A 15,440-nucleotide genomic window follows, 5' to 3' on the forward strand; every position below is an offset into this window, starting at 1 on the left:
AAAAAGTTAGATCATACCAGATTTATACTGAAAAGGATAGACGTTAAGTCGCAGAGCTAGGAGTTAATGAGGGTATTCTTCTTCTAGCGCTTGTTGAATGGTCGGGTATTTAAATTCAAAGCCTGCTTCAAGCAGGCGTTTTGGTACGACTCGTTGTCCGCGATTAATTAAGTATTCACCCATTTCTCCAAAAAGCGTGCGAATGACGAAAGCGGGTGTTTTTAAAAAAAGCGGTCGATGTAAAACATGGGCGAACGTTTTAGCAAATTCCCGCTGAGATACGGGATTAGGGGAGGTTAGGTTAAAAGGGCCCACTAAATTAGGATTATTTAATAAAAAATGATAACCGCGAACAACATCATCTATATGCACCCAAGAAATAACTTGTTTACCATCGCTGATAATGCTTCCTAGGCCTAATTTGAATGTGGGAGCGAGTTTTCCGAGCATCCCATTTCCTTGCTTTAATACAACACCAAAGCGAGTGATGGTTACGGGCATTCCGTATTGAATAGCAGGTTCCAGAGATTGCTGCCATAAAATTCCCACTTCACTTAAAAAATCGATGGGTTTATCAAAAGGAATGGGCGTTTCTTCATCAAACGTTTTTAGATCATCTCCTTCTTGCGCCCCATAAATACCAACGGCGTTCGCTGAGTAAAAATGCGGTTTTGCCTGGGATTCAATAAGCCAGTTTATTAATAATGCATTGGTGTTAACCCGCGAATCAATAATCAATTGTTTTGTATTTTCAGTCCACCTTGAGTCGGCAATATTATGTCCAGCTAGATTGATTACTGCATCAAAAGAAAGAGCATCTAATGTGGCGAGTTCATCCCAAGTGCAAGGGGTGACACGATCCCCAAATGTTTGGGTTACGTGATTTTTTTGGCGAGTCAAAACGGTAATCTCATGAGTTGGCAATAAGGAGTTAACAAGTTCGGTTCCAATTAATCCAGTACCACCAGCGATTAAAATGTTCATAGAGGTTGTAGCTCCGCTCGACATAAATTAGGAAAATCACATTGTTGGCAAATGCTAGCGCGTGTGGGCTTGGGTGGGCAATAGCCTTCTCGAAATTCTTCAGCCAAAAGACTTAGTTGTTCGCGCCAAACCCCTCTCATTTCATGCCAGCTTTGGTCCGATTTAAGGGATTTGATTCCACTTAAGTCGGTATGTTCTGCGCTAAGGCCGCTTAAGGATAACTTACCCGCTTTTAATTGTAAGAATAGCAAGGTGTTAATCTGGTCGTCTAATAGTGCATACAATAGCATTTGCGGCTCTTCTGGACGGTCAGAATTCCAGGGCTTATTGGTTGGAAGGGTTGTTTTATAATCAATCACCCAAGTATGAGGGCCAACTTGGTCTAAACGGTCAACTCGTAGGGTTAAAGGAATTCCAGCAAGCTCGATGGTATAAGTTTGTTCTATGGCTTTTACCGCAAAGGCTGGGCGTTCCTTTTCCCAATCTAAACAAGCTTGAATAAGTGTTTTTAAGCGATGATGTTCGATTTGTTTTAAGAATGATGGAAATGAAATAAATCGAAACTCGGTATAACGTCCTACGGTTTCTTCAATGACTTTTTCGATTTCAGTCTCTAAAGCTTCAGAAGATAAAGTTAAGAGCGTTTTTTGATTACCAAATCGTTGCCAGATTTTTTCCATAATTTTATGAAGCATTTGGCCTCGTTCACTGGCATCGGGTCCGGCGGTTATACTTTGTGAGGCTTTGGCATGCAGCCTATGAGCAGCAAACGCGCGAAAAGGGCATTTGGCTTGATTGCCCAAGACCGCGGTTCCGCCTGAAAAGAGTTCATTGGACAAGAGTGGGAGGGAATAAATTTCTTCGCGTAACACACGTTTTATAATCGATTCTCTAACAATGCGTGTAGGCTCATATAAAGGTAATTCACGAATTAAAGGGCTCGGTAAAGCAGGCGTATCACCTAAGAGGCATGCGTAACTAAACACACTGTGCTTTGAGCCATTTCTAAGCTGGTTAAGGGTTGCAACCGCGAGTTTTAGTTCCTTTTCGGGAAGTGATTTTGGCATGTTAAGGCGACGCTGCAATTCAATCGGTATAAACGCCGAAAGCCTTGTTTTTTGAGGTAATGTTTGATCGTTTACCCCACAAACCCAAACGCTGTCAAAGCGACAACCCGACGCTTCTAATAAACCAAGCACTTGTACGGACGAGGTGGGTTGTTTGATTTGAAAAATAGTTGTTCTAGCTAAGCGTAATAGACAAGCCAATGCATCGGCTTCGGATAAATAGTCGGTTACGGCAGTTAATTGTAAAAATTCTTCAAATATCCCTTCCAGCCGTTGTAAGTATTGATAACATGCTGAGTTAAGCGAGTACTCCCCTGGAAAACCAAACTTGATTAATCGTCGCTTAAAATAATCTATCCATTCTCTTGGTGTGGCGTTCTTCGGGTAGGGTTCTATATCGGTTAAACTCTCGAATAATAAAGGAAGATCCTCTCGTAAGCTATTTAAAAAGAGCTCAAACGAAATGACACTTTCTTTCAATAGCTTATTATTTTGCAAATACTCCGCGCGCTTTAAAAACTCGCTTTTGGAGCCGCGCAAATAAGGAGATAGCAACAGTAAGCGTGCAGTTTCATTACTTAACTGATTTAAAGTAAGCTGAATCCAGTGCAAAGCATGTGCGACTAATGGATGATTGGTCAATGGCTCGCCTAATGAAATATTAAAAGGAACATTAGGAATTCGACGCTGAATTAAGCGTTTAAGGCGTTGGGATTGGGTTTGAAGCGCAGGATCAACGATACCTATACGTTTATCGCCAGCGTCCAATCTTGATTTGACCCAGGCTAGCATCTGCTCTTCTTCATCTTGCTCATCTTTTGCTGGATAATGCAGGGTGCTTTGTGATTCTTTGAAGCGTTCAAAATGATATTGCTTAGATGATCTGGCCAATAAGGCTTCCTGCAAAGCCTTTTGCTCTGGGGTAAACTCATTAAAACAGACCCAAATCAGCGGTCGGACTGGAATTACATCGAGATGTTTTAGTATGTAATTCACGAGTTGGTCTTGAGTTATGGCGTAATGTTTCGTTAATAGCTCCTGAAACTGTTCTTGCCAGCGTCGAAACTGCTGAGTTTGTGGTGTTTTTGAAAAATCAGCATGATCGATGGCAATTTGCCATTGGCGACAAGTGGACCAGGCGCTTTGAATTTCCTGCAATAAGCCTTCAGAGAACGTATCATCTTGTATTAAGACCTTACGCCATAAGGCATATTCTTGAATGGGTGTTAAGACGATTGGATGATTGATAAACGGTTTGTTGTGAATCAACTTTTTATAAAGATGATGCAAAAATGAAGAATACGGAAGGCATACAGGCTTATCCACCACCGCTTCAGTGCTTTGAGAAAAAAAATCGGTGAGCAGTTGATTGCTTAAGCGTTTATTTGGCGTAATAACAATTGCGCCTTGTTGCATGAGTTGATGCAACAAGGTTTCTTCAGATAGTGTTATGATGGTCATGTATGATTCGAATGATTATTAGTTGTTATCGTTGCTTGACCGTATTTCGCAGTTTTAGGTTTAACCACTTTCTCTTTATCAGCCGTAGGCTTTCGAGTGACATACAATGCATTTAACATATGATAAGCCAGTCTTCCTCTTAAATAGATTGCGGCAGCCCCTGCTAATAATCCCAGCCAGAATCCAATGAGTATAAAGCTGTAAAAGAGTACCAGCAAATACATTTCAATTAAATCCATTAGACTTGCGCCATCAAACAAATGGGGCTGAGTTCCTGAGAAGAAATATAAAAATCCCAACGTATGGACAGGAAGGGCGGTAATTACCATTAAAAATCCCCAAAGGAAAACTTTTGTCTTATAGGGTTTAGGGCAATGAATTATAGGCTTACCGAATAATGCACCAAATGCACCAGCAATCACGGCAGCTAAGATCAACGCTTGAAAAAAAGGAAGCAACTGCTGTACACCTATGGAATATAGAATGGAATCCACCACAATATTGGCAATCACAGCCAGCAAAGCAAAATAGATTGCTGAGAGGAGTCGAGGATGGTTTATGGTTAACGCTTCGTCTTTTTGTTCCGTCATATTATGATGTCCTTATGCTTCTTTTATGCGCAATATTTAAACTGGTGATTGAGCGTGTAGCTGCCTCCTAATTTCCGACACCTCCTTGTGTCTGACAGCATCGTCCTTAAGCATCCATGGTGAAATTAAGAGACAACTTACACGTTCAATCACCAGTTAAGTTTCCATAATGTATTATTTTAGACCATGAAAGACATTTTTGTTCGAATGCGAACTATTTTAACTGTAAAAATAACGAAAAATTGTCAGTAGACCCTACATTATCTACACTTAAATAAAATAAAAAAATAGGTTATCACGATGGATATCATACCTTTTTTAAAACTTATGGCAGATCGCGGTGCTTCCGATTTATTCTTTAGTGTCGGGGCACCTCCCCACATTAAAATTGAAGGCGTGACATCACCTGTGGGTAAAGCTCCTTTAAAATCAGAACAAATATCTGAAATTGCACAGTCAATATTAACCGATGCTCAGCAAAAAGAATTTAGTGCAGAAATGGAGCTAAACCTTGCTCTTTCAATTGAAAATGTAGGACGTTATCGGGTAAATCTTTTTCGTCAACGAGGCGATGTTGCAATTGTCATTCGGTATTTAAAAGAAACAATCCCATCCCTTGAGGCGCTTAATTTACCTTCCATATTGAGCACGATCGTCATGGAGCAGCGTGGTTTAATTCTCGTAGTAGGAGCTACTGGCTCTGGGAAATCAACAACGTTGGCTGCGATGATAGATTACCGAAATGCAAATCAGTGTGGTCATATATTGACCATAGAAGACCCCATCGAATATGTCCATGAACATAAACAATCGGTGGTGGATCAACGTGAGGTAGGCATTGATACCCTTAGTTACGACAATGCGCTAAAAAATGCCATGCGCGAAGCCCCTGATGCCATATTAATCGGTGAAATCAGAGACCGTGAAACCATGAAGCATGCGATTGCCTATTCTGAAACAGGACATCTTTGTTTGTCTACGTTGCATGCAAACAACGCGAACCAAACCATGGATCGCATCATTAACTTTTTTCCAGAAGACGCTAAAAGGCAACTTCTATTGGATTTATCTTTAAATTTACGTGCCATTGTCTCATTGCGACTCATTCCGGGTAAAGAAGATAAACGCGTGCCTGCGGTTGAAATATTGCTTAACACGCCTTATATCTCTGATTTAATTGAAAAAGGAAAAATAGAAGAAATTAAAGAAGCTATGGAAAAAGGGCGCGAACAAGGCATGCAAACGTTTGATCAAGCTCTATTTGATTTATACAAAGCCGGCAAAATTTCAGAAGAAAATGCTATTCGTTACGCTGATTCGAAAAATAACGTGCGTCTAAAGATTCGCTTATCCGAAGAAGGTGGGGGGGGTACGGATACGGATTTAACCATTGAAAAAGATGATTTTGATAAGTTTTAATACGATTTTAACGTTGCGGGCGATAACTTACGCCCGCAAATATGTCTTAACTATCGAGAGTTCAACAGAAAAGTTATTTAGGATTTTGTGACGCTAAACAAACGCTATCCCGTAAAAAAGCGAGGCTTTTTGTACGGGATCCATTTAGTTACTACTAACGATAATAATATCGGCCATTATAGTAGTAATAGCGTCTTTCTTGAGACTGACCGATTTGTTGTCCGATAAGAGCTCCAGCTCCAGCGCCAACGACGGTACCAAGAGCGCTACCATCTGAAACTGCATAGCCAATTCCAGCACCTGCCGCGGCACCTGCAGTAGTTCCCACCTGAGTGGGCGTACAAGCTCCGAGTCCTAGTAGACAACCACATAATGTAGTCGATAAAATTATTTTTTTCATAGCTCATTCCTCTTGAGTTATTGTAGTCCTTCATAACACATACTAGTACAAAAAATATGAAACTTGAAATAAAAAAGAACATATTGGATTGATTTTTGCGTTCCATGTGTATAGAAACCCCTTGTTGGGCCAAGGCCCAACCTACCTCAATTTATTCCACCTACCACGACACTTCCTCCCTACTTGCCACGGCACTTTATCCCTACCTGCCGCAACACTTTATCCCTACCTGCCACGACACTTTATCCCTACCTGCCACGACACCTTATCCCTACCTACCACGGCACCTTATTCCTACCTGTCACGACACTTCCTCCCTACCTGCCACGGCTTGTCCGGGGCATCCATTCGTCAACAGGACTCCCATCAGAACGCTTCAACCACTATATGAAAAATTGAAGTCAAAGAATTTTTCATGTTTCGGCGCTTTGTAGAAAGCTTGTTAAACTCGACCAGTGCGATTAGTATTGTCAAAACCATTCTTCGAACTCACGAGGCGCTTATGTTTAAAGGCAGTATGGTGGCGTTAGTTACGCCGTTTAAGGATGATCAAGTGGACGTAGAAACTCTGCGTGAATTGGTTGAGTTTCATATTGATGCAGGCACTCACGCTCTAGTAGCCGCAGGAACAACAGGTGAGTCCGGAACGCTTAATCATGATGAAAAACTCTTGGTGATAAAAACCGTGGTCGAACAAGCAAGAGAGCGAATACCTGTCATTGCAGGAACCGCCATGAATGCGACGAAAGCGTGTCTTCAATTAACGGTAGACGCTATGGAGCTTGGCGTGGATGCGGCCTTAATTATGACACCTGCTTATATCAAGCCAACGCAAGAAGGGCTTTATCAACACTATCATTACATAGCCGAACGAGCCGCCTTACCGATTATTTTATATAATGTTCCTTCTCGAACGGCTTCTGATCTTCTACCTGAAACCGTTGCAAGATTATCTGAGATTTCAAATATTATTGGCATTAAAGAAGCCACCGGTAAGCTTGAGCGTTTACAAGCCATTTTAGAAAGATGTGATAATCGATTGGATGTATACAGTGGGGATGATCCTACCGCGGCACAATGGCTTCTTTCTGGAGCGAAAGGGGTTATTTCCGTGACAGCGAACGTTGCACCAAAGTTAATGGCTAAATTATGCGATGCAGCTCATGATGGGGAGAAGGCTCAATGTTTACGCATTAATGAGCAACTAATGCCCTTGCATGAGCAACTGTTTTTAGAATCAAATCCAATACCTACGAAGTGGGCGTTGAATAAAATGGGTTTGATAGGAGATGAAATTAGACTCCCGTTAACCCCATTATCAAAAGTGCATCATCAAACTTTAGAAGCGACATTAAAAGCATTACAATTGGCCTAGACTTTTTGATTTAGCCTAGGTTTTGGACCTAATCTAAATTTACCCTAAGTTTTGATTGAGTTTACGTTCTTAATGTTGTCTTTGATTAGCCTAAGTGTATGATTTAGTCTAAGACTTTGATTTAATTTAAATTTATCCTAGGTCCTGCGATTTAGTCTAAACTTAGCCTACGTCCTGCGGCTTGACCGCAGGACCCAGGGCTCGAAGACCGTTATCTTTCTATAAAGAAGTAGAAGGAGCGGGCTTAGTTTTTTAAACTTAAGCTTTTGAAATTGCTATCATTTGTTCGAGGTAATTTGTGCGAAAAATTAGAATCTTCCTGTTAACACCTCTGTTAATTTCTTCCTGCTCGTCCTATTATACTAGTAATGGCGAAGAGAAATATTTACAAAGCCATAATGGGCCTGAATTGGTGATACCCCCACCGTTAACAGGCACCAACATAAGCGGCTTTTATGATTTACCGCCTGCGCCTAAGAACCCTAGGGTTAGCATTCAGCCGCCACAATGATGAGGAGGAAAATGGCAGAGCTTGAAACAGAATATGCGGTCATTCAAGAATTGTCCAGACGCATTGTGGAAGCGCAAAGCAATATTCGGATTCTGGATGCCATTAAATGGGACGATGAAATCAGGCGAGATTTTTTCAAACACAAAGGGAAAAAACTTCCCGCTGTGGATGAAGCCTATTATCAAAAACATGCCTTACCCTATAATCCGGATGAAAAAAAAGATGAGTTTCGAGGCATTCTACGGGATGCCCAGAATCAACTCGGTCAATATTCTCCTATAACTCGTTTAATCAAACGTCAATGCGACGAATACATTCGTGCCATCCAAATGCTAGAAGCCCGTGGAACCTCCACTTTTTGTGAAGTGGCGATGGAGTTATATGGAAGCCCAGATGATGCTTTTTATGTAGATGGCCCACGTTTATCTGAACTAGGCTCTTTGCTCTTTGATGTGTTAACCATGCTCGATGTGAAATTACAATCGGAAGCAGATGAAAAGCGATACACGGCAGAAGAAGCACAAGCCATTTTACAACCTAGACTCAGTGCTTTTTTCAGCAAACACGGCGATAAAATGACCGTTACCGTCAGCGATGACATGATTGCCGATGCTTCAGCGGGTGCCGATACTATTAAACTCAATCAACAAGTTATGTTTAGTGAACGGGATTTAAAATACTTGGAAGTGCATGAAGGGTGGGTTCACGTGGGTACGACCTTAAATGGTGCAATGCAGCCGTATTGTTTTTTTCTCTCCAAGGGGTCACCATCGTGCAGCGTGATTCAAGAAGGCCTTGCGGTATTAACAGAAGTGATCACGTTTTCTTCATATCCTGGTCGTTTACGAAAAATCACCAATCGAGTCATCGCATTGGATAAAGTCACGCATGGGGCTAATTTCTTGGATATTTATCATTATTTTCTTGAATGCGGCTTTGAAGAAGACGACAGTTATAATCAAACCGTTCGAATTTTTCGCGGCAGCACACCCACCGGCGGTCCATTCACCAAGGATTTATCCTATGCTAAAGGGTTTGTACTCATCTACAATTTCATTCGCTTTGCTATCAGCCAGCATCGCATTGAAGCCATCCCCTTATTATTTACAGGCAAGCTCGTGCTCGATGATTTACCGCTCCTTAGTGAATTAAAAGACCACGGTCTCTTAGAAGACCCTTTATACCTACCGCCGCAATTTAGAGATTTATCCGCCCTAAGCGCTTGGATGAGCTTTTCATTGTATTTAAACAAATTTGACCTCAATGAAATCCAAAAAAACTTCCGCTTCCTGTTGGTGTAATAAAAAAATCATCAAAAACTTAATATTTTGTTAACGTTTTTTAACTATAATGAATTTAAAGAATCGATTTAGAGGTTGACATGCCCACATATACTGAAGCGCTTGATGCGATTATTAGTACTAAAGTTGCTGACTATAAAAATATTGATGCCGATAATTTTAGGACGCTGAGAGATGGAGGATTATTCGAGGATGAGTTCAGTCCAGAAGCTTTAACGCGGGATGATTTTAAAAAAATTCGAAGAGATGCGGTGCTTGAACGAATTCGCTTAGGCATGAGTGATTTAACTCCTGATGAATTGAATTCAACTTTTTTAGGAGAAAAGGAAGACCCTTCTTTTGACTACAAGACTGCGTTCGAAAATAAAGATCGCTATGGGGCGGTTGTTGAATACTATGTAAAACCAAAAATTGATCCTTCGCAAATAGATTCAATTCGTGGCTTAGCCAAGCAAGTTATTGTTGAAAAAACAGTTCAAGATGCTATAGATCGGATGTCTCTTAAGGATCTTTTAAGCTTGCAAGAGCGAATTAATTCTGAAGAAAATATTTTTCGTATTTTACAAGAGATGACTGATGAGGAAACAGCGCAATTTGCAACCGATATTAAAGTAGAACCCGAGTCCTTTAAGCAATTCATTTCAGAAAATATCAACAAGAAAATAATAAGTGATGATTTGATATCAATTGATGATGAAATGGATATACAACTAAAGCTTCTTTCTGAAGAAGGACTAACACAAGAGCAGCTTATTACCGCAATTGAATTAAAAGACTCCCTTCCCGCTCGTCTACAAGCAATTGACAGCGCGATTGACCAATTGCGGGAAACATCCGAGGATTTAATCGTTAAACGTGCTTCCGTTGGTCGTCAAAGAGTTACTTTTGAAGCAAGCATAACAAATAAAGAGTCTTTAATTACCGAAACGGCAGTATCTCTTGCAGAAGAAATAAATCGCCTATATGAAGACGTGGATTTAGATCAGATGGACGAAGCTGCACGTCGAGCATTACAAGCAAAATTAGAGACGCAAAGACAGAGCTTAGAGCGGCTTTCTAAACACATTCGGGTTATTGAAATCAGTGATGAGCAAAAAATTATAGATGCTAAAGATAATTTAGAACAATTAGAGAAATCTTTATCGACTCTTATTTCCGATGAAGTTTTAGAAGACCATCATGATGCTTCGGCAGATACGGTAGAAATGAGTGGGGGTGATGACGAATTGGAAACATCTTCCTCTGAACAAGAGACAACAACTTCTCCAGTGGCTTCATCTGAAGATCAAGCATCAAGTACCACCCAGCGTTATGCCAACATTATTATGGAGGCGCATATAGCGGGAAGAAAAGATACTCTTGGTTTTACCAATGAGGTGGTTAAATTATCAGAATCTCGTGAGGGAATTACCCAAGATCCCTATCCAGATCGAGCTCTAAGGGCGGTTGTTAAACAAACTCAACCCAAAGCTACTTTTATTGGTGTGAAACTAGAAGAAGATCATGTTATTCGTTCTTCGATTAAATTTCCCGGTTATAAAGACCAGGAAGGCAACGTTAGAGCAAGAACTGGACTACTAGTACAAAATAGCAACGGCGACGTATTTGATTATTCAGAGCCTTTAGCAGATGAAGATCAAGCCAGAGTAGCGCTTAAGCAAGCTAGTATGATGTTAGCAAATTATACGCCGGATCCTAAAAACCCTATCGCGGTTGGTGGGAAAGATATTAGGATGGTCAAAAAACTTTATGCAGCACTTCTTCTAGTAGCTGAAGAAAAAAGAATACCTGGGTTCACTAAGGACATGATTATTGTAGATACCCCAGGGGTGAAACCTGGATTACTAACTTCTAATAAAAAATTTATCGAAGAAAATCTTATTAAACCCTTAGGTAGTAGAACCGAGGTATATTCTGAATATACAAAGGCTCAAGCGGTTCAGAGGCAAATAAAAGGGAAGTTAGAAGATTTAAGAGCTACGAATCCAACTGAGAAAGTGGGTATAGGAATTAAGTCAGATGAGACACTCGATGTGGATGAACGTGCTCCACAACCGAAATAATACAAGATAAAACGATAACAAAAATAAAAGGCCATCATGGAACAAAAACAATCGCCAATTGGGGTATTTGACTCGGGCATGGGGGGGCTTACTGTCCTTCGGGCTTTAAAAAAGGCTTTACCCCAAGAATCGTTTATCTATTTAGGCGATACTGCGCGTTTACCTTATGGGACTAAAAGTCGTGCGACTGTTCAACAATACGCCGTTCAGATGGCAAAGGTTTTGGTGGAGCAAGGGATTAAAGCGTTGGTGATTGCTTGCAATACAGCCACTACGGCCGCCTTACCCCATTTACAAAGTATCTTGCCCGATATGCCCGTACTTGGGGTCATATCACCCGGGGCAACGGCTGCGATTCGTGCTACTAAAAATCACCACATTGGGGTATTAGCCACTGAAACAACCATTGCTGCCAAGGCTTATGATAATGTGATTGTGAAAGCACTTCCTAAAGCCACGATTCAAAGCCGAGCGTGTAGCCTACTTGTGGCACTAGCGGAAGAAGGCATGGTGGATAATTCCATAGCCCAATCGGTACTTAATCATTACTTAGATGGGTTTCAGAACGAAGATACCATCGTATTAGGCTGTACGCATTTCCCTGTATTTAAACCCTTACTTAGAGCTATACTGCCCTCACAAGTTGAAATTGTTGATTCTGCTGAATCCACAGCCGAGGCTTTAAATCAGTTGTTAGCAGAAAAAAGACTTTTAAATTCAGCTAATAAGGCAGGCTCAACGCAATATCTGGTGACCGATTCCATTAAACGCTTTCAACAAGTCGGGGAATTGTTTTTAGCGCAGCCAATTGAAAAAAGCGAAGTAATGTTAGTTGATGTATAGCCAAATTTATTGAGTCGTGACCTGCAGAGAGCATCCTAAATTTATAACACTTGCTTACGCGCGTGGCTAGAATGGTAAAATAGTTATTCCGCTTTTGGTGGGCGACTCATTAAATCGCCAACGGCTTTTTCAGCACTCGTTTTACCTTGAATGATCGCATTAACCTCGTGACAAATCGGCATCTCAATGCCTTGTTCTTTTGCGAGCGCAACCACTTGTGCAGCGTTATGCTTTCCTTCCACCACTTGGCCAATGGCCGCTTCGGCGGCTCTTAAATTAGCTCCTTGACCCAGTTGCAACCCAAATCGGCGATTACGAGATTGATCGTCCGTGCAGGTAAGCACTAAGTCGCCGACACCAGCGAGCCCCATGAATGTTTCTGCCTGCGCTCCAAGGCTAATTCCCAGTCGGCTCATTTCAGCCAAACCACGAGTGATAAGTGCCGCTTTTGCGTTTGCACCATAATTTAAACCATCACTAATTCCACAGGCAATGGCTAACACATTTTTAACCGCGCCGCAAATCTGTACCCCAATTACATCGTCGCTTTGATACACACGAATATTACGATGGTGAAGAACATGACAGAGTCGTTTAACATACGGCGTGTTTTTCCCGGCTACGACTAAGGCGGTGGGTAGTAATTGAGCAACCTCCTTTGCAAAAGAAGGTCCAGAAATAACAGCTATAGGACAATTCTCCCATTGCTCGTGCACCAGTTCGCTTAATAAAGCACGCGTCTTAGGATCAATACCTTTGGTCAACCAAGCCAGTCCAGAAGTGGGTTTGGGGAGTTTTGCAAGAAGCTCTCGGAATGCATGGGAAGGCACAGCAAGAATGAGCTCCTTCGTCTGTTGAACGGCTTCTTCAAGGTTTGATGTAGCCATTAAGTTTTCAGGAAAATGAATTCCTGGAAGATAGCGCACGTTGCACCGTTGCTGCTGCATTTCTGCCATAGTATCAGGATTGTGTCCCCAAAGCAAAACGCGGTGACCGCTGTGTGCTAAGTGAATTGCCACAGCGGTTCCCCATGATCCTGCCCCCAAAATGGCGACGGTTGTTTGTTTCATGTGCTTCAACAGATCCTAATCATTAATGTGTTTTTTCTTCGGACTTTTCTTCTGCAGCCTTTCGCTTTTCTTCTTGCTGTTGGATATACAACGCATCAAAATTAATCGGTGCTAAAACTAACTGGGGGAAGCTGCCACGAATAACTTCTGCCGTGATGGCTTCACGCGCATAGGGGAATAAAATATTAGGACAGAAGCTTCCTAATAAGTGTTCTAATTGTTCACTTGGTGCGCCTTGAATTGTAAAAATACCCGCTTGGGTAACCTCAACTAAAAAAGCAGTTGTATCTTGGTTTTTCACGGTGGCTGTAACCGTTAACGTTACTTCAAATACATTGTCTTCTAACTTGGTATGTTGCGTATTTAAATCTAGAGAAAGTTCTGGTTGCCATTTTTGCTGAAAAACCTGCGGGGTATTGGTGGTTTCAAAAGACAAATCTTTAACGTAGATCCGCTGAATCATGAATTGCGCTTCTTGGTTTTGTTGTGGGTTGTTCGCTTGTTGATCATTCATATTATTATTATCCTTTTGATAGTGTGGGTTATTGAAGAATCACTTGCCTTTCACTACGGGCAAATTAGCAGCTTCCCATGCGGCCATTCCACCAGATAAAACCGTAACCTGCTCATAGCCTTTTTCACGTAATTTAGTGGCTAACGCTGAAGATTGCAAACCTCGAGCACAAACTAGAATGATGGGTTTTTGCTTAAGCTTTTTAAAACGCTCTTTGTCAAAGTCTTCAGAGTTGGCGCGAGTTGCATTGATAATATGCCCTGATTTAAAGGCTTCTGCATCGCGAGTATCAATAACCGTGGCATCTTGATGGTTCATTAGGTGGACAGCTCCAGCCGGAGTTAATTCTTTGGCACGGCTTTTTTGACTCATCCATTCATTAATAAAAATTAAAATCAAAATAATGATTAAAGCAGACCATAAAGCCCAGTGGTTTATAATGAATTGTCCAAGTTGTTCCATAGTGTACCTGATGTTTGATCGTTTTGGGGCGATTATCTCTATAATACCCTGTCAACGCAAGCCAAACCTGACTTCGGAGGTAAAAATTGAGCCAGAATAACCCAGGTCGGGGACTCGGGTCAAAACGTCACCCTACTTGGCCAGACTCGTTCAGACCGCCTTTCTAAAGTAAGTTAAAAGTTGGCTTTTACAACAGGATATCCGCTTAATTCCCAATGAAGAATTCCCCCATCAACCGAATAAACTTCTTGGTAGCCAATTTCAAGTAAGCAACCTGCTGCAAAAAGAGAGCGCACGCCACTGCGGCAATGCAAATAAATGGGTTGTGATGGGTCAACAAGAGAGGGAATTTTAAGGCTTACCCGATCTTTTGGAACATGAATTGCTCCTGGAATTCGAATGTCTTGCCATTCATGATCTTCTCGTACATCGATTAAACACAAGGCGGGATTACTTTCCATTAATTGTTTGAGTTGGTGCACGCTAATCGTTGGGATATTAGGAACGTTCATGGTCGGCCTCACTGGGGATCGGTCTGGTCAAGTTAGAATGGTGAATGAACCAATAAATGGCAGCTACAAAGACACCGCCAAGCAGTGTTGCAAACGCCCAGGTGAAGGCAGAAACTAACGCAGGTCGCTGACCAATTTTATATAAAATTCCGGCATCTCTCGCCACAGCACCGGCGAAAATCACATGCAATACGGCGTTAATTAACAGCAATAAAAGCGACAAGGTTTGGATTTGATTCGCATATTGATCAAAGAGTCCGGGTAGCATGTTATAGTCCTTTAGAACTAAAAGGTCATATCATAACAGAAAATTTAGGGTTCAGGTATCAGGGTTCAGGGTTCAGGGATATTTCAACGTCCTGCGGCTTTGACCGCAGGATCCATGCTAGAAGCCTCAAAACGAATGGATGCTGCGGTCAAAGCTGCAGCACGTAGGAGATGGCGAAGGGAGTTCCGGTTAAGCTTTGGCGATAGAGTCGTAAACATAAGCCCTACTTGCTGTGCTTTAAGCACAGCATCCATGCTAGAAGCCTCAAAACCAATGGATGCTGCGGTCAAAGCCGCAGCACGTAGGAGATGGCGAAGGGAGTTCCGGTTAAGCCTTGGCGATAGGTTGTAAACATACGCCTACTTGCTGTGCTTTAAGCACAGCATCCATGCTAGAAGCCTCAAAACCAATGGATGCTGCGGTCAAAGCCGCAGCACGTAGGAGATGGCGAAGGGAGTTCCGGTTAAGCCTTGGCGATAGGTTGTAAACATAAGCCCCTACCTGCTGTGCTTTAAGCCATAGGTATCTACACAAATGCTTCTCCTATTATTTGGCGAAGCATTTGTTTAAGTTCTCCTGGGTCATATCGTTCTAATAAAT

The 15,440-nt window shown here is 41.7% G+C and carries 16 protein-coding genes; 5 read left to right on the forward strand and 11 right to left on the reverse strand.

The features are described 5' to 3' along the window. Positions 1–63: 63 nt before the first annotated feature. Genes E1O41_RS09800 through E1O41_RS11790 form a run of 3 tightly spaced genes read right to left on the reverse strand, consistent with a single transcriptional unit; the run spans position 64 to position 4,102 of the window. Entirely contained in the window at positions 64–984 is a 921-nt protein-coding gene (locus E1O41_RS09800; RefSeq protein WP_131777147.1) for a TIGR01777 family oxidoreductase, read from the reverse strand. Further along, positions 981–3,512 (reverse strand): PD-(D/E)XK nuclease family protein, encoded by a 2,532-nt coding sequence (locus E1O41_RS09805; RefSeq protein WP_131777148.1) that lies wholly within the window; start codon positions 3,510–3,512, stop codon positions 981–983. The genes E1O41_RS09800 and E1O41_RS09805 overlap by 4 nt, the downstream gene beginning before the upstream one ends. Further along, entirely contained in the window at positions 3,509–4,102 is a 594-nt protein-coding gene (locus E1O41_RS11790) for a hypothetical protein (RefSeq protein WP_165481169.1), read from the reverse strand. Before E1O41_RS11790 ends, E1O41_RS09805 begins: the two co-directional genes overlap by 4 nt. Positions 4,103–4,402: 300 nt before the next feature. On the opposite strand from E1O41_RS11790, the gene E1O41_RS09815 reads away from it, so the two are divergent. After that, entirely contained in the window at positions 4,403–5,521 is a 1,119-nt protein-coding gene (locus tag E1O41_RS09815) for a PilT/PilU family type 4a pilus ATPase (RefSeq protein ID WP_131777149.1), read from the forward strand. 154 nt (positions 5,522–5,675) lie between these two features. On the opposite strand, the gene E1O41_RS09820 is transcribed toward E1O41_RS09815, so the two are convergent. Beyond that, positions 5,676–5,921, reverse strand: coding sequence for a glycine zipper domain-containing protein (locus E1O41_RS09820; protein WP_131777150.1), 246 nt, complete (start codon positions 5,919–5,921; stop codon positions 5,676–5,678). 502 nt (positions 5,922–6,423) lie between these two features. Here E1O41_RS09820 and dapA point away from each other — a divergent pair. The 4 genes from dapA (at position 6,424) to murI (ending at position 12,014) form a co-directional block, all read left to right on the forward strand. Continuing rightward, a complete protein-coding gene (gene dapA, locus E1O41_RS09825; protein WP_131777169.1) occupies positions 6,424–7,296 on the forward strand; it encodes a 4-hydroxy-tetrahydrodipicolinate synthase in 873 nt (290 codons plus the stop codon). A gap of 522 nt (positions 7,297–7,818) precedes the next feature. After that, positions 7,819–9,108, forward strand: coding sequence for a flavohemoglobin expression-modulating QEGLA motif protein (locus E1O41_RS09835; RefSeq protein ID WP_131777152.1), 1,290 nt, complete (start codon positions 7,819–7,821; stop codon positions 9,106–9,108). A gap of 80 nt (positions 9,109–9,188) precedes the next feature. Then, positions 9,189–11,171 carry a coiled-coil domain-containing protein gene (locus tag E1O41_RS09840; RefSeq protein ID WP_131777153.1) on the forward strand — a complete coding sequence of 661 codons (1,983 nt, stop codon included), beginning with the start codon at positions 9,189–9,191 and terminating at the stop codon, positions 11,169–11,171. Positions 11,172–11,207: 36 nt separating this feature from the next. After that, positions 11,208–12,014, forward strand: a complete 807-nt coding sequence (gene murI / locus E1O41_RS09845; protein WP_131777154.1) for a glutamate racemase — start codon at positions 11,208–11,210, stop codon at positions 12,012–12,014. An 83-nt stretch (positions 12,015–12,097) separates the two neighbouring features. Here murI and E1O41_RS09850 read toward each other — a convergent pair whose 3' ends face one another. The 7 genes from E1O41_RS09850 to E1O41_RS09875 form a co-directional block, all read right to left on the reverse strand. Then, entirely contained in the window at positions 12,098–13,084 is a 987-nt protein-coding gene (locus tag E1O41_RS09850; protein ID WP_131777155.1) for an NAD(P)H-dependent glycerol-3-phosphate dehydrogenase, read from the reverse strand. A gap of 22 nt (positions 13,085–13,106) precedes the next feature. Beyond that, a complete protein-coding gene (gene secB / locus E1O41_RS09855; RefSeq protein WP_131777156.1) occupies positions 13,107–13,598 on the reverse strand; it encodes a protein-export chaperone SecB in 492 nt (163 codons plus the stop codon). Between the two features lie 39 nt (positions 13,599–13,637). Beyond that, positions 13,638–14,060: a rhodanese-like domain-containing protein gene (locus E1O41_RS09860; RefSeq protein ID WP_131777157.1), complete on the reverse strand. Its 423-nt coding sequence runs from the start codon at positions 14,058–14,060 to the stop codon at positions 13,638–13,640. A 173-nt stretch (positions 14,061–14,233) separates the two neighbouring features. Beyond that, positions 14,234–14,572, reverse strand: coding sequence for a rhodanese-like domain-containing protein (locus E1O41_RS09865; protein WP_131777158.1), 339 nt, complete (start codon positions 14,570–14,572; stop codon positions 14,234–14,236). Next, positions 14,559–14,840 (reverse strand): hypothetical protein, encoded by a 282-nt coding sequence (locus E1O41_RS09870; protein WP_131777159.1) that lies wholly within the window; start codon positions 14,838–14,840, stop codon positions 14,559–14,561. Before E1O41_RS09870 ends, E1O41_RS09865 begins: the two co-directional genes overlap by 14 nt. 83 nt (positions 14,841–14,923) lie before the next feature. Then, positions 14,924–15,130, reverse strand: a complete 207-nt coding sequence (locus E1O41_RS11795) for a hypothetical protein (RefSeq protein WP_165481170.1) — start codon at positions 15,128–15,130, stop codon at positions 14,924–14,926. 37 nt (positions 15,131–15,167) lie between these two features. Further along, a complete protein-coding gene (locus tag E1O41_RS09875) occupies positions 15,168–15,374 on the reverse strand; it encodes a hypothetical protein (RefSeq protein WP_131777160.1) in 207 nt (68 codons plus the stop codon). Positions 15,375–15,440 lie beyond the last annotated feature (66 nt).

It is taken from the genome of Legionella impletisoli (assembly GCF_900639875.1).
Classification (GTDB): domain Bacteria; phylum Pseudomonadota; class Gammaproteobacteria; order Legionellales; family Legionellaceae; genus Legionella_A; species Legionella_A impletisoli.

Bases quoted from the DNA above. Each gene is read 5' to 3' on its own strand.
- E1O41_RS09860 (WP_131777157.1), bottom strand. From the start codon at position 14,060: ATGGAACAACTTGGACAATTCATTATAAACCACTGGGCTTTATGGTCT.
- murI (WP_131777154.1), top strand. From the start codon at position 11,208: ATGGAACAAAAACAATCGCCAATTGGGGTATTTGACTCGGGCATGGGG.
- E1O41_RS09815 (WP_131777149.1), top strand. From the start codon at position 4,403: ATGGATATCATACCTTTTTTAAAACTTATGGCAGATCGCGGTGCTTCC.
- E1O41_RS11790 (WP_165481169.1), bottom strand. From the start codon at position 4,102: ATGACGGAACAAAAAGACGAAGCGTTAACCATAAACCATCCTCGACTC.
- E1O41_RS09865 (WP_131777158.1), bottom strand. From the start codon at position 14,572: ATGAACGTTCCTAATATCCCAACGATTAGCGTGCACCAACTCAAACAA.
- E1O41_RS09870 (WP_131777159.1), bottom strand. From the start codon at position 14,840: ATGCTACCCGGACTCTTTGATCAATATGCGAATCAAATCCAAACCTTG.
- E1O41_RS09850 (WP_131777155.1), bottom strand. From the start codon at position 13,084: ATGAAACAAACAACCGTCGCCATTTTGGGGGCAGGATCATGGGGAACC.
- dapA (WP_131777169.1), top strand. From the start codon at position 6,424: ATGTTTAAAGGCAGTATGGTGGCGTTAGTTACGCCGTTTAAGGATGAT.
- E1O41_RS09805 (WP_131777148.1), bottom strand. From the start codon at position 3,512: ATGACCATCATAACACTATCTGAAGAAACCTTGTTGCATCAACTCATG.
- E1O41_RS09840 (WP_131777153.1), top strand. From the start codon at position 9,189: ATGCCCACATATACTGAAGCGCTTGATGCGATTATTAGTACTAAAGTT.
- secB (WP_131777156.1), bottom strand. From the start codon at position 13,598: ATGAATGATCAACAAGCGAACAACCCACAACAAAACCAAGAAGCGCAA.
- E1O41_RS09800 (WP_131777147.1), bottom strand. From the start codon at position 984: ATGAACATTTTAATCGCTGGTGGTACTGGATTAATTGGAACCGAACTT.
- E1O41_RS09835 (WP_131777152.1), top strand. From the start codon at position 7,819: ATGGCAGAGCTTGAAACAGAATATGCGGTCATTCAAGAATTGTCCAGA.
- E1O41_RS09820 (WP_131777150.1), bottom strand. From the start codon at position 5,921: ATGAAAAAAATAATTTTATCGACTACATTATGTGGTTGTCTACTAGGA.